Consider the following 21,094-nt stretch of genomic DNA (forward strand, 5'->3'; position numbering starts at 1 on the left):
ATTTATAAAACAAGAGTAATGAAATTAAGATCCATATTTACTATAATGGCTATGCTGACGGGCAATGTGATACTGGCACAAACACCGGTATTATCCATCGCCGATTGCCAGCGGCTGGCACTGGAACAGAATAAAAAAATAAAGGCGGCACAATTTGAAATCAACGCGGCCCAGGCTGCCCTCAAATCAGCGGAAGCCAATGCCTACCCTTCTATCGACGGGTCGGTACTGGGTGCATATCTCGGCAAACCCATTGGCGGCGCATTAAACGGCGCCATCCCGGAGTACTTTGCCACTGCTTCCGTTACGGCCACACAACCCATTTATGCAGGCGGAAAGATCCGCACAGGCAAAGCCGCCGCAGCAAAAGGTATCAGTATCCGGGAAAATCAGAAAGCCCTTACTTCCGCAGAAGTACTGCTGAATGTAAATAAAGCATACTGGCAGATTGTTCAGGCCAACGAAAAAATAATTCTCGCCCGCAGGTACCAGGAGATGCTGACATCTTTGCAAAAAGAATTAAAAAATTCCTTCGACGCAGGACTCATCTACAAAAATGACCTGCTCCGCGTGGAAGTAAATCTGAATGAAGCCGCAGTGAATCTTTCACAGGCGGAAGATGGCTTTGTGCTCGCAAAACTTTACCTGGCGCAGATCACAGGCATGCCGGGCAATACCGCTTTTGCAGTAGCGGATTCGGTTACGGGCAACTTTAACGAACTTACCCTCAGAGAATGGCAAACCGCCGCAGATAACCGCCCGGAAATAAAGCTCCTGAAAAATTCGCTGGAAGCAGAAGAACTACAGAAAAAAATACTGAAAGGCGACCGGCTCCCCACCATTGGTGTAAGCGCCGCGGGCCTCGCTACCGCCGGAAAAGGCGTGAATATCAGCAACGGCAACGATTTCATGGGATCCTATTACGGTCTTGCCAGTATCAGCATCCCCATCTTCGACTGGGGCAAAAAAGCCAGTAAAATAAAAGAACAATCTTTTAAAATCTCTGCACAACAGCAACAGCTGGAAGAAACAAAGGAACTGATCAGCATTGAAGTACAACAGGCATATCTTGCCCTTAATCAATCTGTCAGAAAAATAAATAAATCACTCCTGTCGCTGGCACAGGCCGAGGAAAACCTCAAACTGGCCAACGACCGGCTCAAAGCCGGCACCATCACCGGTAAAGACGTACAGGAAGCGCAGGCCATCTGGCAACAGGCATACAGCAGCATTATCGACAGTAAAGTAGAATATAAGATCAACGAAGCGGCTTATAAAAAAGCAACCGGCACCCTGCAATAATCAATTCCCGTAACAGCTAAAACTGCATTGTATGAAAAAAGAAAGGGAGAAGATAGTAGCCACCGCATCGGCATTGTTCTGCCACAGCGGTATCAGAAGCATTACAGTGGAAGACATCATGAAAAACTGCGGCATGTCTAAAAGAACCTTCTATGAATACTTCAACAGTAAAGATCACCTGGTGGATTTTATCATGGAACAATGGACTGCGAAATCCGTCCGGTACCTGTCGCTGAACCGGTATGTGTCGGTGAATGCCATCTCAGAAATGAGTAACTTTTTTCGCATCACCGAAAGTATCCTCCGGCGCATTAAGCCCATCTTTTTTCATGAACTCAGAAAGTACTATGCAGGCAGCTGGAAGAAACTGGATCAGTTCAGGAATGATGCCCTTATTCCTTTCCTCGTGGAAAATATCGACCGCGGACATAAGGAAGAAATTTACCGCAGCAACATCGACCGGGCTCTCATCGGGGAAATACACTTTACCTGTTTGCAGATCATCCTGGAAGACATCCGGATGCTGGGCGTTGGCCCGGAAAGGGTTTATCGTGAAATGAACAGGATATTTCTACACGGACTGGTAAATATAAAAGGCATGAAATTAATGGATGAAAGACGGGATGATGATTAAACAGCCTCCGGTACTGAACAGGCGGGTGCGTCTGTTCAGTACCGGATATTTACTTCCCGCTGAAAAGCATCGCCGCGGGAAGGAAAAAAGCAGCTGAACTTTGGCGCCCATAAATACTTTCATTGATAAGGTATCCTATAAAAATAAGGGGTTTCGGCCGGTGATGATTCACCGGCAGCTACAATAAGTAAGGCAATATGAAAAACACGATTAAAGTAGCACGGGCCAAACAAAATATCACGCAGGCGGAACTCGCGGAGAAAGCAAATGTATCGAGGCAAACCATTAACGCCATAGAACTGGGTAAGTTTATTCCTTCTACCTTACTGGCGTTAAAAATAGCGCGCATCTTTGGAACTACGGTGGAACAGCTGTTTACACTGGAACCCCATGATGAATAAAGCAACTTAACCTTCCGGTAACAATGAGTAGCTATTTTGTGCATTATTTATTTTGCCTTCCACTACTTTATATATCGCGTATCCCAATGCGGATCATGATCAGCAATTGTTTACGGACCTGTTCCGTAAGCATGGGGCGAAGATTTTCTTCTATTTTAAAAAATATGTAAAACGGGATGAGATAGCAGAAGATCTTTTGCAGGAAGTATTCGCCAACCTGTGGAGTAAAAGGGATCGCCTGCAACAGGAAAAAAATATCACCGCCTATTTATTTGTAAGCGCCCGGAACCAGCTGTACAATCACCTCAAACAAGCAGTAGCCACTGCTACTACTACCCTTCCGGAAGATACGCTGCCTTTGTCATATGAACATGTGGAAGAAGCGATCCGCTACAAAGAAACAAAAGCTACCTATTACGAAGCGCTTTCCACGCTGCCCCCTCAACGCCGCAAAGCCTTTATCCTCAGCCGCGAAAAGGGATTGTCATACCAGGAAATTGCCACAGAAATGGGTATTTCTTCCCGCACCGTTGAAAAACATATTTCGGCTACACTCCACTTACTAAGAGGTAAAATGAGCGATCCATATGTCCTCTGCCTTTTGTTCATAATTTGGTAACACTGCGGCATACGGGTAGCCGAACAAAATTTTGTACCTGTTGGTATAAAGTATTGTCAACGTGAATTTACAACAAGCAAAACGCCTCGCACATAAAGTCCTGGCCAACGAGGCCAACCCGGAAGAGAAGGCCGCTTTACAGCAATATATCAAAAACAACGCCCACCTCCCTGGTTTGGAAGAGCAGCTGTTCCCGTTACAGGAACTCACGTCCATGCCGGATAGTACATTGCCTGCCGGTATGGAAGAAAGGATCCTTGCCCTCTTAACCGGCGCAACTGCTCCTGCAATTCCCGTACGCCGGTCTTTACTCCGCCAACTCCTGCGCATCAGCGCAGCAGCTGCTGTGCTGCTAACGGTATGCCTGGCTTCTTATCGCGTTTTCAATACTTATCGCGCACCGGTGGCAACGCTCCAAACGCTGGCTACTCCCAATGGCAGCCAGGGTAATATTACACTGGCAGATGGTACCCGGATCCGGCTCAATGGAGGAACCACATTGCGTTATCCATCTTCCTTTACCGGTAAAACCCGGGAAATATACCTCGATGGCGAAGCCTTCTTTGAAGTAAGCAAAGATTCCAGTCACCCCTTCATCATCCACGCGCCTGCTTTTACAACTACCGTACTGGGCACCTCTTTTAATATCAAATCGGCTGCCGGTCAGCAAGTATCCGAAGTAGCCGTAGCTACCGGTAAAGTTCGTGTAGCCGCCACCGTTGCAGGAACGGCAGATTCGGTCGCTTACCTCACACCGGGCGAAGTTGTTTATTACCGCCTCAAAGATCCGGCAGGCATACATAAAAGCAGCGTAGCGCTTAATACTATCGGAGCCTGGAAAAACCGGCGATTCCATTACGACCAAACACCGCTGTACAGCATCCTTCACGACATGGAAAGTGCATACGGCCTGCGTTTCCGGGTAGTAAACCCCGCGGTACTGTCCTGTACCTTCAGCGCCACTTTTAATAACATGACGGCAACAGAAATCCTCCAGACACTGGCACTCATGAGCCAGGTGAAATTCCAGGCAAAAGACAGCCTGACCGAAGTGTCTGGTCAGGCCTGCAATTAATAAAAAAAACCGCCCTGTTTGCGGCAGGGCGGCGAAGTCCATCATAAATTATCATGAACATCAAAATCAATTTCAAAAGTATGTATTTTATCAGAGAGTTTTTGTTACTTCTAAAAAACAGGATACTACTGCAAAAAGCAGGTGCAGTATTGTTGCTATACTTTATCTGTCTTTCCGGTTACAGTCAGCAACCTGTTAAAACACCCGTTACCATTATTGCCAGCAACAAAACATTAAAAGAGATCTTTAAAGAATTAGAACAAAAAACAGGCTATACCATTAACTTCCAGGACAATGTAATCAATGCCCTGCAAAAAGTAACGATCGAAGCCCGTCAGCAACCACTGGATATAGTTTTACAACAACTATTACACGGCTCCGGAGCAACCTTCAGGCAACAGGGCAATATGATCCTCCTGTTTAAACAACCGGCGGAAAACACGCCGGCAAAAAAAGGACCCGGCAAATTAACCGGCAAAATCATCGATGAAGAAAACGGTCAGCCTGTTGTGGGTGCTACTATCCGGATTGGCAACACGGGAACCACCAGTAACGCCGACGGTGCTTTTAGTCTTTCCCTGCCCGCTGGTAATTATGTAGCCACGGTAAGTTTCATCGGGTATGGAACAAAAGAAATCAATAAAATTGAACTGAAAGATAATCAGCCCTTTCCTTTACATCTCACCTTAAAAAGAGCAAAAGGTCAGCTGGCGGGCATTGTAGTAAAATCCAGCGCCGGCAAGGAAAGCACGGCCTCCTTTTATACCAGGCAAAAAAATGCCGCCACCGTAACCGACGGGATCTCTTTTGAACAACTCAACAAACTCCCGGATAATAATGTGGGTGCAGCCCTGAAAAGAATCAGCGGCGTATCGGTGGTGGACAATAAATATGTAGTGGTACGCGGCATGACCGAACGGTACAACCAGGCCATGCTGGACGGTATGATACTCCCCAGCACTGATGCCAATAAAAGAAACTTTGCCTTCGACCTTATCCCCAATGAAATGGTAGGCGAAATACTGGTTAACAAAACCGCTACCCCCGATGCCAGCGCCGAATTTGTAGGTGGTCAGGTGATGGTAAAAACACTGGACATACCTTCCCGGAATTTCACCGTTATCAGCATTGGCGAAAGTATCAATACCCAAACAACCGGCAAAGATTTTTATAGCCTGGGCAAAAGGCAAACAGGCGACTATTTCGCAGTGGAAGGCGGTCAACGTACCATCCCCGGCAATACCGTTTCCTGGGCGCTCTACAACCAACAGGAAGATCCAACAAAAATAGTTACCGACGCCAACGGGTATAAATATGGATTTGAAGGCGCCATAGACCAAAGTAAACGGTTTAACCCCGATGGCTTCCGGCTTTATCAAACCACCGCCTATCCGAATCTCAATTTCAAATATATTATGGGCAGGGTGTATCAACTGGATACCGCCAACAACAGGAAAGTCGGGTTCACCGGCGGTATCACTTACCGCAACCGGAATCAAACGGATGAATTCAGCACTACCCGCGGACTTGATCTTTCGCGGGACTACTTCGTTACAGATACCGCAGGAAAAGGGAAAATATATAGTTTCAGTACTATCGCCACAGCCTTGCTGAACATTGGCTATAGCACCCGGAAAAATAAAGTCACATTGCGGAACCTCTACAGCCGGAGTTTTGCGGAAGACTACTACCGCTCGCTGGAATTCACAGATGATATGAGTCATGGCCGGCAGCAGACTTCCCTGGTAATGCCGGTGTCTACCTCCATACAACAACATAAACTGGAAGGTGAACACCGTATCACCCCTGGTGGACTCACCCTCAACTGGATGGCTGGCTATGCCGCCATGAACCAGGCCTATAATGATGTGCGTAGCTTTCAGTATGGTCCCACCAATAATACCTTTGGAGATATTTACCAGGCCAGTAATCCCTCCAGCAATGCGGCCACACAGGCAAGCTGGTCGTGGCCATACCGGCTGTGGTCCAATGTGGAACAAAAAGATTATACCTGGGGCATGGATGTTAGTCAGCCTTTCCATTTCCTCCGTGGTAACAGCATCGTGAAAGCCGGGTACAATGGCTGGGACAAAAAACGCCGCCAGTCGATGGATATCTTTAAAATCTATACCGCTTACCGCGGCATAGATGTTGAATTCCTGCCTTATCATATCCAGATGGACGCAGATCATGTAGGCGTGGGAAAAGGACAAACCTATTATTGGGGTGATCTGGAAAATGGCGACCAGGCAGCGTCAGGCTCCCGGTACCACGCGATATACGCTATGCTGGATCAGCGCATGTTTCAAAAACTGCGGTTGGTGTATGGTCTGAGAGCAGAGCACTTCGGACTGGCAAATCAGCAACTTGCTGAACTCAGAAGGATAGAACAATTTAAAAAAGAGCATCCCGATCTTGCCTATAACGGTACACTCCCGGTGCTCACCGGCGAAAAGAACTGGAACTTCCTTCCCGCTGCCAATCTCACTTACAGTATTACCAGTAAGATAAACATGAGAGCGGCTTACAGCAAAACAATGATACGCCCCACCTTCCGCGAAACATCCGTTACGTCTTTCCCGGATCCGGCCATGAGCGCACTTATCAGCGGTGGTAATATCAGCAGCACCAAAATAGATAATAAAGATCTGCGCTTTGAATGGTACCCGAAACCCGGCGATATGTTGTCTGTTTCCGCTTTCCATAAAAAACTCGATAAACCCGTGGAACTGGTGGTGAATTCACTCAACAGCACCCCTATCGGCATGGCTTATCAAAACCAGCACTCCGCCACCAGCAAAGGACTGGAAATGGAATTCAGAAAGAACCTGGCCTTTATTTCAGGGCTGTTGAAAAATATGACCATCTATGGTAACGGCGCCTGGTTCGCCTCGAAAGTAAATACAATCAACCGGGTAGATGATCCGGCCAACCCAGGAAAAAAAATAGAACTACTGAAGGAACTCGACCGGCCCCTGATGGGCCAATCCCCCTATCTTGTAAATCTCGGATTACTGTATGAAGAAGACGGCTTTAGCGGTAACATCGTGTTTAACCGCACCGGCTACCGTCCCAACTTCGCGGTAGATGGTCAGCCAGGCGCTTCGGAATTCCGCGCCGCGTATAGTCAGCTGGATCTGCAATTCTCCAAAAAATTATTCCGCAACAAAGCTGAATTCAAACTGAACATTACCAACCTGCTTAACCAGGAAGAATTTTACTACCGTAATATCAAAGGCTATGAAACAGGCTTCATCAATGGTAAATACCAGATCATTAAACTGAAGTACTATGTTCCTGCCGACAGCTATTTCCCGCCAGCCAACGGAAACCCTGACTACCGCTATGGTGATTTTGTAAAGTTAACAGACAACTACAGCGCAAAACAAGGCGATCAGAAAACTTACAGCATCAAAAGAGGGATCAACATGAACCTGTCTTTCTCTTATAATTTTTAATACCATCTGCCATGAAACAATTCTTTCATTTTTCTATATTGATGATCATTTTATTAACCAGCGCCACTTCCTGCAAAAAAGAAACACCGGCAGATGATTTTACCGTATTCGGACAGCTGAAGATAAATAACGCTACCTCCTATAGCGCACTCCGATTCGGAGTGGAAGGCTATTCCAAACAAATGCAAACGACCGACTTCATGAAGCTGGAACCAGGCGCCAATCATCTGCAGATATGGGGACTTACAGAAAACCCGGCGGATAAACCTGTTTTTCTTTTCGACAGTCTTTTGCAGGTAGAAGCGGCACAAACCTACGGGTTCACCCTGTTTCAACCGGATGCAACTACCCCTCCCATTGCCTTAGTCAATAACCAGGCAGCTGAATCCAAACCGCCTGCAGGTTTTATGAAAATAAAGGCAGCCAATTTTGCTACTCATTGCTTTCCCGGTAAAGTGGACCTGCAACTGTTAATGATGGACTTCAGCCTGGGCGACATCACAAATGTAGCCACCATCCCGCAGTTAAAAACCGCCTTCGACTCCTATGGGTTATATCCAACACCGGATGCTACTAATACTGATGGGTATACGATCTTTTATATCCTGGACCCGGTTACACATGAACGGCTACATACCGATTTCATTTTCGGCATTGATCTCATGAATTACACCACCGGCAAACTTTATGAAGTAGTTACCCTATTTATCTATGAAAATCCGAACAGCGCAGGGTTGTTCACCGGCACAGACGGCAATAAATATGACGTAGCTGTAAAGGCCCTGTACCTCGACTAACCACTGTTGCTGCGAAGCCCTGCCTCTACCGGGCAGGGCTTTTATATAATTTTATTAACCTTCCTTAACATTAATGCAAGGCTTGTTAACCTGCTTTTCCTGCCCCCGGACCTACTTTCGGTAACAAAGTAAATGTCTGCTATGCAAAAATATTACCTGTGGCTTCTTATCTCCTGTTTATCCCTTGCCGCCAACGCACAAAAGAATGGCGTGATCAAAGGCGCCGTGTCCGATACCAGCGCCGGGCGACCAGTGGCATCGGCCACTATCACCCTGCTACAGAAAAAAGACTCCTCACTGGTATCCTTTACCATGACCAACGAAAAAGGATCTTTTGAAATCACCGGTATTCCTGCCGGCGAGTACCGCCTGCTCATTACCCACGTAAAATATCATTCCCTCCAGCGCGCTGTAACTATCAGCGCTGCCACGCCGGTAGTAAACTTCCCCTCCCTGATCCTTCATGATCTGAGCATCCACCTCAATGAAGTGGAGATAACTGGCGAGGCGCCACCGGTAACGCTCATTGGCGATACCATACAGTATAACGCAGGCTCTTTTAAAACACCGCCCAACTCCAGCGTGGAACAGCTGCTGAAAAAACTCCCGGGTGTTCAGGTGGCCAAAGACGGCTCCGTAAAGGCACAGGGCCAGAAAGTGAACCGCGTACTGGTAGACGGCAAAGAGTTTTTTGGCAACGATCCTAAAATGGCTACCAAAAATCTTCCTGCCGACGTGGTAGACAAAGTGCAGGTATACGACCGTCTCAGCGACGCCGCACAACTCACCGGCTTTGATGATGGTAACAGCGAAAAAACCATCAACCTGAAACTAAAACAGGATAAAAAGAAAGGCATGTTTGGAAAAGCAATGGCTGGCGCAGGTACCAGCGACCGCTATGAAGGGCGATTCAACATCAACTCTTTTAAAGGCGCCCGGCAGTTTTCCGCTATCGGCATGGCCAACAACACCAATGCGGAAGGCTTTTCCTTTATGGATATGATGAGCTTCAGCGGAGAACTGAACCGCATGCGGCAAAGCGGCAGCGGTAATGCCAGCTTCACCATGAGCGCCGACGATCCGGGCGCTGCGCTCATGGGCGGCGGCAGCGGCAATGGCATTAACACCGTATGGGGTGGCGGGATCAATTATAATAACATCATCGGAAAAAAAACAGCATTTACCAGCAGCTACTTCTATAACCGCTATAATCCTTACCAGGAAAGTGAAATACAGCGCCAGTATTTTCTGCCCGACTCTTCTTATTTTTATAACCAGCGTGCTACCAGCGACAACCTGAATAATACCCACCGCCTCAATCTCGGCGCCGATATCCAGATCGATTCTTTACACTCGGTTAAAATATCCTCGTCTTTCGGCTACCAGGAAAACCGCAGCAAAAGCTACAGCAAATATGAAACGCTTTCGGAAGATCAGCAGCTGGCTAATGAAGGCTTCAGCAACAATTACTCCACCGGTCACGGTTCCAATTTCCGCAATGATGTATTGTTCCGTAAAAAATTCCAGCGCAAAGGCAGAACATTTTCACTCAGCCTGCAAAACAGTTCCAATAACAGCGAAAGCAATGGCAGCCTGCTTTCCGTCAATCATTTCTATAACCGCCCTGCCTCGCAACCCAATTACGATTCCATTCATCAGCGCAATACCATATCCGGCGATATGAACAGCTACAACGCGCGCGCCGTATATACGGAACCGCTATTCAAACACTCGCTCCTGGAGTTTAGTATCGGTAACAGCTATACGAAAACTACTTCCGATAAAATCACGTATGACTACAACGGTGATAATGGAAAGTTCGACCAGCCAAATCCTGCGTTGACAAACAACTATGAAAATGCCTACAGCTATACCAATGCAGGCATCCGTCTGCGTACAAAACAAAAAAAATTCAGTCTCGCTGCGGGCCTCAACTGGCAGGATGCTTCCCTGAAAGGCACTATTATCGCCGGCACTAAAGACTCCGTTATCCGCCAAACGTTTTATAACCTGTTGCCAGCGCTGCGTTTTCAATACGACTTTACCCGTTACCGCAACCTCAGCATCAACTATGCGGCCATCACCAACCAGCCTGATATGTCGCAACTGCAGCCGGTTCCGGATATCAGCGATCCGCTCAACATCCGCGAAGGAAACCCCGACCTGAAGCCGGAGTTAACACATGCGGTACAGCTGAACTTCATCTCCGTAAATCCTTTCAGAAATAAAAACCTGTTTGCTTTTTTCAACATCCAGGAAACGCAGAACAAGATCGTGGACGCTGATGTAGTGGATAGTCTTGGTATCAAATACAGCCGGCCGGTGAATGTAAACGGCGTATTTAACATGACCGGCAGCATCAACCTGGGCCTGCCCCTGCGCGCATTGAAAGGCACGGTTAACTTCAGCAGCAACGTGGGTTACAGCAAAACCAAACAGTTTATCAATAACGTATCCAACGGTATCAGTACGGTTACGCTGGGGCCTTCCGTACGCTTTGACCTGAACCCTGCGGACAAGCTGGACCTGTCGTTCAGCGCGGGTTTCAATTACTACAAAACGGCTTACTCCCTGCAGCCAGCCCTTAACACCGGCTATTTTCTGCAACAATATGAAGGGGAAGTAAACTGGCAGCTGCCAGCAAATTTTTATGTCAGCACCAGTTTTAACTATGCCATTAACAGCCGCCGTACCGATGGATTTAATGCGAAGGTACCGTTGTGGAATGCGTCTGTCAGCCGCCAGTTCCTCCGTTTTAACCGCGGAGAACTGAAGCTGAGTGCATTTGATATCCTGAATGAAAATGTGGGCATCAACCGCAGTACGAACCAGAATTATATTGAAGACAGCCGCACCAAAAACCTGCAACGCTTTTTCCTGCTGAGTTTTACTTACAGCCTTAGTAAGAACGGCCTTTCCAGCGCCGCTGCACCGGGTATCAGGATGATCCGGCGATAAAGAGTGAGGTATATAAAAAAGGGGCCGGAATATCATCCAGGCCCCTTTTCTTATTATTTTGTTTACTGTCCTATCCTGATGGTGCGTGTAGCTCCGCCGCCATTGCGCTGCATGTCGTTCATCAGCTTTTCGCGTGTTTTACTAAACTCTTCTTCCGTTACTTTTTTTCCTTTGGAGGGTTCACGGATGGCTGCGAGATCTGTTTGTGGTGATATTTCCAGCGCCTGGTACACTGTTGCGCCGTTGTTGATATCAACAGCCAGGATAAGACCCGGGAGCTGTCCCTGGTAATCCGGCCCGGCTGGTACGGGGATAGCCAGTGTAAACCAGGCCGTGATATTGGCGGTATCGGCTACCTCGCTGGTTTTCATCTGCCCGTTTACCATTGAGGTGATGGCGCGCTTACCAATACGCTGTGTTACGGCTTGCTGGCAGGGATAATTGAGGATGGTGCGGGTTTCGCCGGTGATCTTCCAGTTGAGTTTATGAATGCTGTCTGTGATAAGGTAGTTTTTTGCGGCAAACTCACGTTGTTCTACCACGCGGTTGTTTGAAAAACTGGTGTAGGTAACGTCGTTGTCGCCCGCTACCATCATGCGGATGTGCATGCCGCCTTCGGCGGCAAATTCTTCGGGTGCATCCTCTTCCACGGCACGGCGGAGCGAGTGCCCGTTACCAAACAATACTTCGAGCTTATCTTTCCTGGAATGCGGCAGCACGTTATCGGGTTCGGCGCCTTCATCCGCGCCGGCGGCCATTCCCATCATACGCATCTTCATCTGTATAGTGCGTTCATAAAGTACGCGCCCTTGCTGCTGCTGGCCACTGGCGGTGAACAGGCACCCACTGATGGCCAGCGTAAAAATTATCTTCTTCATGTTAAATACATTTAAGAAAATAAAGCTATTTCCTTCCCACCGGAACAGAGGTTAATGTCACTTGATTTAATGTTAATTTAGGTTAATGTTTCCGCGTTGGGAAGCAGGAAATGATACATTTGCGGTAGTATTGTTATTTCTTACCATTCAATCAATATAGTGCGATATAAACTTTCCACACCGGCTACTGTTTTCCTGATTGCGCTGACCATCCTGCTGATCACCGCTTTCCAGGCATACTGGCTGAGTAATAACTACCGGGAAGAAAAAAGACTGTTTACCGTCCGCACCAATATTCTTTTCCGGGAAACGATCTTTCGCCTGCAGGCCGTAAAGCTCAACCTCGATTCCAATATCAGCCTGCGGGTGCACGACCGCGCAGGAATGACGGGGATCACCAATGTGCTGCAGGAAAGAATGAGAGATTCTGCCATGACAGCCCCCGCTATGCCCGGCATGAAACGGACGATGTTCGTGTCAGTAAACGCCGCATCGATGGCTGAAGACGACTCCGTGAATGTGCGATATGGCGTCACCAAGGCAGCTCCCGCTACAACGGTATTCCAGTTCCTGGCCGGTGTAGATTCCCTGCGGGATTCCATAACTGTAAAAGAAGTTACGGATCGCTACCAACGCGCACTGGATCGGGAAAACATCAACGTTTCCTTTATGATCAATACCATCCCGGTAGATACCACCAACCATATGTTCAATGCCTTCCCGGACGATCTGGAAGGCAATACGGTTACCATCGGTTTTACCAAACCCATGAGCTACCAGGTTTTATTTGAAAATAATACCTGGTACCTGCTGAAACGTATCAGTCAGCCGATACTGGTATCCTTCTTCCTCCTGGCTGTCACCATCTTCTCTTTCCTGTTACTTTACCGGAACCTGAAACAGCAGCAACGGCTGGCGCAACTGAAAAATGATTTTATCAGCAACATGACGCATGAGCTGAAAACGCCTATCGCCACCGTTAGCGTAGCAATTGAAGCATTGAGGAATTTTGATGCTTTGGAAGATCTGCAAACAACACTCGAATACCTCGATATATCGGCCAATGAGATGAACCGGCTCGCACTACTGGTAGATAAAGTACTGAAACTTTCGATGTTTGAAAACAGGGAAATTCCTTTAAACAAAGAACCCTTTGATCTTACGGACCTTACCCGGAGCGTAATGATTTCGATGAAACTGCAGTTTGAAAAACAGCGGGCTATTACTACGCTGAAAAGAACCGGTCATAACTTTATCATCACCGCCGATAAACTACATATGACCAGCGTACTATACAACCTGCTGGATAATGCGCTAAAGTACAGTACCCAGGACCCTGATATCCTCATTCATATCATTGATCACAAACAATACCTGGAACTACGTGTAACCGACAACGGTATAGGCATTGCGCGCGAATACAAAAACAGGATCTTTGAGAAATTTTTCCGCGTACCCAGCGGCAACCGGCATAATATCAAAGGATACGGCCTGGGCCTGAGTTATGTATCTCACATTGTACAGTCGCATATGGGCTTTATTGAAGTGGAAAGTGAATTGCATAAAGGCAGTACCTTTTCCATCAAGCTACCTTTTGCGGAAGCACCGGTAATTAAATACGACAAAGGCCGCCGGGTTATAAAGCTTAAAATAGGATGAAATGAGTATTAAAATTTTATATGTCGAAGATGAACTGTCGCTGGGCAAAATAGTGAAAGAAAGTTTACAGCGGCGGGGATACGAAGTAATACTGGAAAACGATGGCGCTCATGTAATGCAATTGTTTAACCAGGTAAATCCTGCCGTATGTGTGCTGGATGTTATGCTCCCTAACAAAGACGGGTTTGAGATTGCTGCCGAAATACGTGCTATCAACCAGGAAGTACCCATCCTGTTTCTCACCGCCAAAACACAAACCAACGACCTCGTAAAAGGCTTTACGCTGGGAGGCAACGACTATATCCGCAAGCCTTTCAGTATGGAAGAATTGATTGTACGCATAGAAAACGTATTGCGTAAATCGGATAAAACACCCACTCCATCTATCAACCACATCAAAATCGGCAAGTTCCGGTTTTATACCAACCGCCAGGTACTGGCCAACGACATAGAAGAAAAAAAACTGTCGTACAAAGAAAGCGAACTACTCAAACTACTATACGAAAACCGCGATGGCATCATCGACCGGAAAAATATCCTCGACCTGCTCTGGGGACATGATTCTTTTTTCAACAGCCGCAACCTCGACGTGTATATCACCCGGCTGCGGGTACACCTGAAAGAGGATGACAACCTGCAGATCCTTACCATAAAGGGCATAGGGTACCGGTTTGTGCTGGGTTAATTTTTTAATTGCAGATAATACACCCGCTCTTCTCTGAAAAATACCCGCATAAAAAGCCTGCCGGCATGATGCCGGCAGACCTCAAAGCCAGTAATTAATTGATCTTATGAATGCTCAGGTTATCATAATAAATATAACCTACGGTAGATGATTCCCAGTAAGACTGGCTGCCACCGCGGAACGTGTGGAAGGTAACGCCCCTGATCAGCCGTTTGCTGTCGTTGGTCGTCCACCGGATATCCCGGTCGAGCAGCACGGCGCCGTTGATCACGATCTGCACGTGGCCATTGGTATTACTGCCGGTGTTGCTTTTAATGTACAGGTGTACGTGATAGGTGGTTCCTTTCTGGATGCTGCCGCTGGCGGGATAAGTGAGCCCGAAGTCGTCGCCATACTGGCCCGGCTGGTCCCTGTAGTACAGGTAAGGCTGGAAGTACACCCTGTTGGCATCGTTGCGGTACCACATGAGCCGGAGGGTACCGCCATTACCATCCCAGGCAGGGTCGCCTCCCGTGTTTCCATCACCAATGGAGAAGCCGAAACCTACTTTACCGCCACGGCTCCAGTCGAACTGGCTGTGGAAACGGATATCATAATCCATTTCATATGCGGCGCCATCAGATACATCGATGTTAGCCACTACCCCGCCGGCAGCAGAGAGCGCGTTCGGATCCAGCTGGATACGGAGGTTGCCATTGGAGATATACCCGCGGTTGTTATTCCAACCGGTTACATTCCCAAAATCATTGGCCGCATTAGTGGAAGTGTAGGTGGCGCCATTGGCGTAATTGTCCCAGTTAACAGACCAGGTGCTGTTAATGGCATTAATTCCTATGGCTGCATCAGCAGCAGCCAGGGATGGGTTGTCCGGCAGATTGGATTTGGCCAGTTCCTTTTTACAGGAAATAAAACTGATGCCTAATAACAGCAGTCCCGCTGCTGCAACAGTACGTGAGAAAACAGTGGAATTCATGAATGTGTAATTGTGGGTGAGAAAATAGGTTTTATCATCAGGAAGGGTCACTGGAGCCGGCTATGCTGCCGGTATTTACAGTGAAGGTTTGGGTCCAGGAAGACATATATCCAATAACGCGGAAAGGGGTTTGGGCAATAGTGTTAAACGCACAAACAAGGAGGATAGCTAACAGCTTTAGAAATGGTTTCATACGGGTAGTTTTTGGTTGAAAAGAAATGCGGATTAATCCTTTCAAATATAGGAGTTAGCATACAAGAACCTGCATCCGGCACTACGGCATTACTACGTCACGTGGAATATTTTTTTGTATTTCGCTGGTAATCAGCAAACGGAAGAAGAAGTTCCTTATCTTTTCATCTAAATAACACCCGTGATAAAAGATCAAAAGAAAGCGCTGCTGCTTCCCCTGTTCATCCTGCTCACCGTCATCAGCCAGGCACAGGACAACCATATCCCTGCGCTGCCTCCCGCGCTTGAAATAAAAGTTCTTCAGGATCCCAAACCGGTAGCAACCGGTGGGCTTCCTGCACTCTTCTACGAAATTCATCTTACTAACTTCTCTCCCGGACCATTGCTCATCACAAAGGTGGAAGCACAGGATGCAGCGAATACCAATACCCTGACAGTGATAAAAGAGAACAACCTGTTACAACGGCTCTCTGCTCCCGGCCAGCAATCGGCCACTGCCACCATACCACCGGGTAATGTGGCGGTGCTGTTTATGGAATATTCATCTGCCGCCGGCCAATTCCCTGCTGAAATTATTCACCGGGTATCTTTCAAAAATACCCTTCGTGATACCACAACGGAATACACTATCACCGGCGCCGGAACAATACCGGTAACCGGACCCGCTATTGTACTTGGCCCACCGCTTGAAGGAGGGCCGTGGACGGCTATCTACAATCCTGCCTGGGCACGGGGACATCGCCGGGTGATCTTTGTAAAAGATGGCGTAGCACGCATCCCCGGAAGATTTGCCATTGATTTCATAAAACTCGACACTACCGGCAAATTCGCTGCCGGCGATGATGACAGGATCCCTAACTGGTACGGCTATGGCGCCGGTATACTGGCCGTAGCAGATGGCGTTGTCAGTTCCACAAGAACCGATTTCCCGGAAAGCGCCACATTATCCGGTCACCCGGACTATGCCGCCCATCTCGCCACAGGCAATTATATCTCTTTAAAAATAGCGGAAAACACCTACGTTTTTTATGAGCACCTGCAACCGGCGGGCATCGTTGTAAAAGCAGGCCAGCGGGTAAAGAAAGGAGATGTGATCGCCCGGCTGGGATTTACGGGGCAGTCGACCGGCCCGCACCTTCACCTGCACGTGGCCAACGCCGATGCGCCACTGGGTGCAGAAGGACTTCCCTTTGTATTTGAAAAATTTACTTTATCAGGCACAATTCCCGACTTTAACAAATTCGGCAACATTCCCTATATCAAACTCACACAGCCCGTACATCATGAACTTCCTGCGTCCAATAGTGTTATCACTTTTCCCTGAGGCTATTTACGGTATTCCCTGGGCGTAATGCCTTCTGCTCTTTTAAACAATTTAATAAAGTAATTCAGGTTATTAAAACCCGATTGGTAGCACACATCCGTGATACTCAATGCCGGATCGGCCATGATCTGTTTTGCCTGCCGGATCCGCTCCCGCAGGATATATTCCAGCGGTGAAATACCATACTGTTCTTTAAACGCCTGAAAAAAAACAGAACGGCTCATGCAGGATACTTTTGCCAACGCATCGATTGTAATCTTTTGGGTAAGATGTTCCTTGATATATTGCAACACAGGTGTAAACCGGTGATCACTCACGCCTGCATCATTAATGGCTACCAGGTTTTGTGTTTGTATAATACGTAGTAATAAAAATTTCAGGGAAAGATCTGCCAGCGCGTCTTTTGCAGGATCACTCTCCATGCTGATCCCGATCAGTTTATTCATACTGGCCGCCAGCTCTTTGTTATTTAAAAAGTGATACCGGCTGAAATTAAGCTGCCACTCAAATGGCGCTTCCCTGTTGGGATACTGCTCGTTCAGAAAAGCCAGGTTCTTATTCACCATATCCCAGTCCAGCGCCAGGGTGGCGCACTGCACCGGATGGCGCTCATCCGCTTCCGGGAAATCCACATTCATAGATACCCCTTCCGGAAGGATCACACTTTCTCCCGGCAAAAAAAAGAACTCTTCCGATCCGGATAACGACATGATCTTTTTACCCCGCATCATACTGGACACTACCAGCCCGTTGTAAGACAAAGCCACATTACTGCAGCGGTGAAAGGTTTCAAAGATGTTCAGCTCGCAGTGCTGCAAATTAAACACCCGGCGATGCTCTACCATCGTATCCAGCGAGGTGGTATCACTCAGGTTAATGGGAGAAAGATGGCATATCTGGTTCATGGTGGAATTTTTTATCATCATGCACGTTTCCGTCTTATAAATTTATCGATAAATTCCCGTTGGATAATCAATAAAATAAAAAATAGCATCGTTCTATCAATCAGGATAATCGTTCAATTCCCCCACCACCAATATGCTTAATATTGGTAATTCCTTCACCCAAAAATCCTGTTATGAATATTACGCTAAAACAGGCGGAAGCTGTTATTGCTGCCGCTAAAGCAAAAGCCACGGAAATTAAAACACTGATGAACATTGCGGTAGTGGATGCAGGTACCAACCTCATCGCCTTTGCTCATATGGATGATGCCTGGCTGGGATCAATAGACATCGCACAGAAAAAAGCCCGTACTGCGCGTTACTTCAATATGCCTAGCGGCGAAATCGGTAAGCTGTCACAACCAGGCGGCTCCCTGTATAATATAGAACACTCCAACGGAGGACTCATCACCTTTCCCGGCGGCGTACTAATCCGTAATGCAAAGAACGAAATCATTGGCGCAATAGGCGTATCCGGCGATTCGGTGGAAAATGATCATTTAGTAGCGCAGGCTGGCGCAGATGCAATTAAATAATCTCTAAAAAGATACAGTATGTGTAAAAATCATGGCGTTGCTTATATAGAACCCGGCGTGGTGGAAGTACGGGAAATTGAATACCCCAAACTGGCTTTGGGTGACCGCAAATGCGAACATGGCGTGATCCTGAAAATAGTATCCACCAATATCTGCGGAAGCGATCAGCACATGGTGCGGGGACGCACCACCGCTCCCGCCGGACTGGTACTCGGACATGAAATTACCGGCCTCGTCATTGAAGCCGGCAGGGACGTGGAATTCATCAAGGTAGGCGACCTGGTTTCAGTGCCCTTCAATATCGCCTGCGGACGATGCCGCAACTGCAAAGCAGGGCAAACAGGCATCTGCCTCAATGTAAACCCTGCCCGCCCCGGCGCAGCCTATGGCTACGTGGACATGGGCGGATGGGTGGGCGGCCAGGCGGAATACGTAATGGTACCGTACGCCGATTTTAACCTGCTTAAATTCCCCGACAGCGACCAGGCAATGGAAAAGATCAGAGACCTCACACTGCTCACAGATATTTTCCCGACCGGCTTTCATGGCGCCGTTACCGCAGGCGTAGGCCCCGGCAGTATTGTGTACATCGCCGGCGCCGGTCCGGTAGGACTGGCATGCGCCGCCTCCTGTCACCTGCTGGGAGCGGCCGTAGTGATTGTGGGAGATATGATAGATGAACGGCTGGCGCAGGCCAGGAGCTTCGGCTGCGAAACCATCGATCTGAAAAAAGAAGCCTCCCTCCCCGACCAGATTGCCGCTATCACCGGCACACCCGAAGTGGATTCCGCCGTGGATTGCGTAGGCTTTGAAGCCAAAGGACATGGACACAACAGCAATGTGGAACAACCAGCCACCGTACTGAATTCAATTATGGAAATTACCCGCGCAGGCGGACAACTGGGCATACCCGGACTATACGTTACCGGCGATCCCGGCGCAGTAGATGAAGCCGCCAAAAAAGGAAGCCTGAGCATCCGCATCGGGCTGGGCTGGGCAAAATCCCACTCCATTCATACCGGTCAGTGCCCCGTGATGAAATACCATCGCCAGCTGATGAACGCCATCCTGTACGATAAGGTAAAAATAGCGGCGGCGGTAAATGTGGAAGTGATCACCCTCAACGACTCCGTAAGAGGATACCACGATTTTGATAAAGGCGCAGCGAAAAAGTTTGTGATTGATCCGCACGGCATGATAAGGGCGTAATAAACGGGAACATGTGACAATGGCCGCCTGTAAGAGGCGGCCATTGCTGTTTTATAAAGATATTTTAAAATAGTATATCCCTTCCCGTTAGTGCATAGGCGTACTGCTCAGATCCTGGCTGCTGATTACCTCCGCTAACTCCGGATGCTCCTTCTTTTCGCGGCTCAGCACCTTATGGATAATAACGATACTGAGTAAAATACATACGGCGCCTATCAGGAAATGTATGCCAGGCAAATGGAACGGCGCCTGGGCCGATGTAAAATAGGCAAAGGTGCTATTCATGATCAGTGGACCGATAATAGTGGTAAGACTCATCAAACTGGTAAGCGCACCTTGCAGCTCTCCCTGCTGGTTAGCCGGCACATGACCCGATATTACCGACTGTAAAGAAGGTCCGCAAATTCCACCCAAACAATAAGGAATCAGGAAAACAAACATCATCCAACCCTGCGTGGCAAAGCCAAACAACACCAAGCCCACCGCATAAAGCGCCAGCCCGAGATAAATACTTTTTTCATTACCGATCCTCGGGTTAACCACTCTTGTTAATCCCGCCTGTACGGCTCCTACCAATACACCCACTACTGCCAGGGAAATACCCACCATTTTCTCGCTCCAGTTAAAATTATAAATGGTAAAGAAATTCCAGTTACTCTGCACTGCCTGGGCGCCGAGGTAAATAAGAAAGAAGCCGAATGCCAGCCCGCTTATTTCCGGATGCCTGGTTAAAAATTTCAGCGAACCAAACGGATTGGCCCTTTTCCATTCAAATGGCCGGCGGTTTTCTTTACTTAAAGATTCAGGCAGGAAAAAGTATCCCCATATACAGTTCACCAAACATAATACAGCGGCGGCATAAAAAGGCGCCCGGATCCCCCAGTTGGCCAGCAATCCTCCCAGCGCCGGCCCCAGCACAAATCCCAATCCGAAAGCGGCGCCTATCAGCCCAAAATTCTTTGCCCTGGAAGTTTCATCCGTACTTACATCTGCTATGTAAGCAGCAGCGGTAGTAAAGCTGGCGCCTGTAATACCTGCAATAACACGTCCTGCAAATAACCATCCATACGCAGGGGCTAATGCAAGGATAATATAATCGATCCCAAAACCTAACAGGGAAAGTAACAATACTGGCCGGCGGCCATATTTATCACTCAGGTTACCGATCACCGGGGAAAATAAAAATTGCGTGATCGCAAAAACGGATAACAACAACGCGCCATAAGTACTAGCCTCGTTAACCGGGATGTGTTTTAACTGTGCAATGAGGTCGGCCATCACGGGAATAATTAATCCCCATCCCATTACATCAATTAATAGCGTAACAAAAATAAAGCTGATAGCGGCCTTTCTGGATGTGTGCATATTGGTGATTTTGTATAATAACCGATAGATCTCTGGCGGATGTTTTTCTTTCTCACAACGTGGTATCGTCATCCTGGTTCAAATA

General features: G+C 47.8%; 18 protein-coding genes. 13 read left to right on the plus strand and 5 right to left on the minus strand.

Annotation, left to right across the window (positions count from 1 at the left end; translation table 11 throughout):
• The first annotated feature begins 18 nt into the window (after positions 1–18).
• The 8 genes from ACMXI2_RS14840 (at position 19) to ACMXI2_RS14875 (ending at position 11,244) form a co-directional block, all read left to right on the plus strand.
• On the plus strand, positions 19–1,302 hold the full coding sequence (locus ACMXI2_RS14840) for a TolC family protein (protein ID WP_483782344.1): 1,284 nt from the start codon (positions 19–21) through the stop codon (positions 1,300–1,302).
• A gap of 31 nt (positions 1,303–1,333) precedes the next feature.
• Positions 1,334–1,936 carry a TetR/AcrR family transcriptional regulator gene (locus tag ACMXI2_RS14845; protein ID WP_483782345.1) on the plus strand — a complete coding sequence of 201 codons (603 nt, stop codon included), beginning with the start codon at positions 1,334–1,336 and terminating at the stop codon, positions 1,934–1,936.
• A gap of 197 nt (positions 1,937–2,133) precedes the next feature.
• Positions 2,134–2,337 (plus strand): helix-turn-helix transcriptional regulator, encoded by a 204-nt coding sequence (locus ACMXI2_RS14850; RefSeq protein ID WP_483782346.1) that lies wholly within the window; start codon positions 2,134–2,136, stop codon positions 2,335–2,337.
• A 52-nt stretch (positions 2,338–2,389) separates the two neighbouring features.
• On the plus strand, positions 2,390–2,956 hold the full coding sequence (locus ACMXI2_RS14855; RefSeq protein ID WP_483782347.1) for an RNA polymerase sigma-70 factor: 567 nt from the start codon (positions 2,390–2,392) through the stop codon (positions 2,954–2,956).
• Positions 2,957–3,017: 61 nt separating this feature from the next.
• A complete protein-coding gene (locus ACMXI2_RS14860) occupies positions 3,018–4,031 on the plus strand; it encodes a FecR family protein (protein WP_483782348.1) in 1,014 nt (337 codons plus the stop codon).
• Between the two features lie 101 nt (positions 4,032–4,132).
• Positions 4,133–7,489 (plus strand): TonB-dependent receptor, encoded by a 3,357-nt coding sequence (locus ACMXI2_RS14865; protein ID WP_483782349.1) that lies wholly within the window; start codon positions 4,133–4,135, stop codon positions 7,487–7,489.
• Positions 7,490–7,500: 11 nt separating this feature from the next.
• Complete coding sequence (locus ACMXI2_RS14870) at positions 7,501–8,286, plus strand: hypothetical protein (RefSeq protein ID WP_483782350.1); 786 nt, start codon at positions 7,501–7,503, stop codon at positions 8,284–8,286.
• Positions 8,287–8,427: 141 nt separating this feature from the next.
• Positions 8,428–11,244: an outer membrane beta-barrel protein gene (locus ACMXI2_RS14875; RefSeq protein ID WP_483782351.1), complete on the plus strand. Its 2,817-nt coding sequence runs from the start codon at positions 8,428–8,430 to the stop codon at positions 11,242–11,244.
• A gap of 62 nt (positions 11,245–11,306) precedes the next feature.
• Here the strand turns inward: ACMXI2_RS14875 and ACMXI2_RS14880 are convergent, their stop codons facing one another.
• The gene (locus ACMXI2_RS14880) at positions 11,307–12,122 is read right to left on the minus strand and encodes a GLPGLI family protein (RefSeq protein ID WP_483782352.1); all 816 of its coding nucleotides are present in this window, start codon (positions 12,120–12,122) and stop codon (positions 11,307–11,309) included.
• A 159-nt stretch (positions 12,123–12,281) separates the two neighbouring features.
• On the opposite strand from ACMXI2_RS14880, the gene ACMXI2_RS14885 reads away from it, so the two are divergent.
• Positions 12,282–13,781 (plus strand): sensor histidine kinase, encoded by a 1,500-nt coding sequence (locus ACMXI2_RS14885; RefSeq protein WP_483782353.1) that lies wholly within the window; start codon positions 12,282–12,284, stop codon positions 13,779–13,781.
• A 1-nt stretch (position 13,782) separates the two neighbouring features.
• A complete protein-coding gene (locus ACMXI2_RS14890; RefSeq protein ID WP_483782354.1) occupies positions 13,783–14,466 on the plus strand; it encodes a response regulator transcription factor in 684 nt (227 codons plus the stop codon).
• A gap of 94 nt (positions 14,467–14,560) precedes the next feature.
• Here ACMXI2_RS14890 and ACMXI2_RS14895 read toward each other — a convergent pair whose 3' ends face one another.
• Together ACMXI2_RS14895 and ACMXI2_RS14900 are read right to left on the minus strand one after the other, a co-directional pair.
• Positions 14,561–15,439 carry a polysaccharide lyase gene (locus tag ACMXI2_RS14895; protein ID WP_483782355.1) on the minus strand — a complete coding sequence of 293 codons (879 nt, stop codon included), beginning with the start codon at positions 15,437–15,439 and terminating at the stop codon, positions 14,561–14,563.
• A 37-nt stretch (positions 15,440–15,476) separates the two neighbouring features.
• Positions 15,477–15,632: a hypothetical protein gene (locus ACMXI2_RS14900; protein WP_483782356.1), complete on the minus strand. Its 156-nt coding sequence runs from the start codon at positions 15,630–15,632 to the stop codon at positions 15,477–15,479.
• A 180-nt stretch (positions 15,633–15,812) separates the two neighbouring features.
• On the opposite strand from ACMXI2_RS14900, the gene ACMXI2_RS14905 reads away from it, so the two are divergent.
• The gene (locus ACMXI2_RS14905) at positions 15,813–16,955 is read left to right on the plus strand and encodes a M23 family metallopeptidase (RefSeq protein WP_483782357.1); all 1,143 of its coding nucleotides are present in this window, start codon (positions 15,813–15,815) and stop codon (positions 16,953–16,955) included.
• A gap of 2 nt (positions 16,956–16,957) precedes the next feature.
• Here ACMXI2_RS14905 and ACMXI2_RS14910 read toward each other — a convergent pair whose 3' ends face one another.
• Complete coding sequence (locus ACMXI2_RS14910; RefSeq protein WP_483782358.1) at positions 16,958–17,860, minus strand: AraC family transcriptional regulator; 903 nt, start codon at positions 17,858–17,860, stop codon at positions 16,958–16,960.
• 173 nt (positions 17,861–18,033) lie between these two features.
• On the opposite strand from ACMXI2_RS14910, the gene ACMXI2_RS14915 reads away from it, so the two are divergent.
• Entirely contained in the window at positions 18,034–18,435 is a 402-nt protein-coding gene (locus ACMXI2_RS14915; protein WP_483782359.1) for a GlcG/HbpS family heme-binding protein, read from the plus strand.
• Positions 18,436–18,453: 18 nt separating this feature from the next.
• Entirely contained in the window at positions 18,454–19,644 is a 1,191-nt protein-coding gene (gene fdhA / locus ACMXI2_RS14920; protein WP_483782360.1) for a formaldehyde dehydrogenase, glutathione-independent, read from the plus strand.
• 87 nt (positions 19,645–19,731) lie between these two features.
• On the opposite strand, the gene ACMXI2_RS14925 is transcribed toward fdhA, so the two are convergent.
• Positions 19,732–21,009: a TCR/Tet family MFS transporter gene (locus tag ACMXI2_RS14925; RefSeq protein WP_483782361.1), complete on the minus strand. Its 1,278-nt coding sequence runs from the start codon at positions 21,007–21,009 to the stop codon at positions 19,732–19,734.
• Positions 21,010–21,094 lie beyond the last annotated feature (85 nt).

Source organism: Chitinophaga sp. G7 BAM 1005, assembly GCF_057126945.1.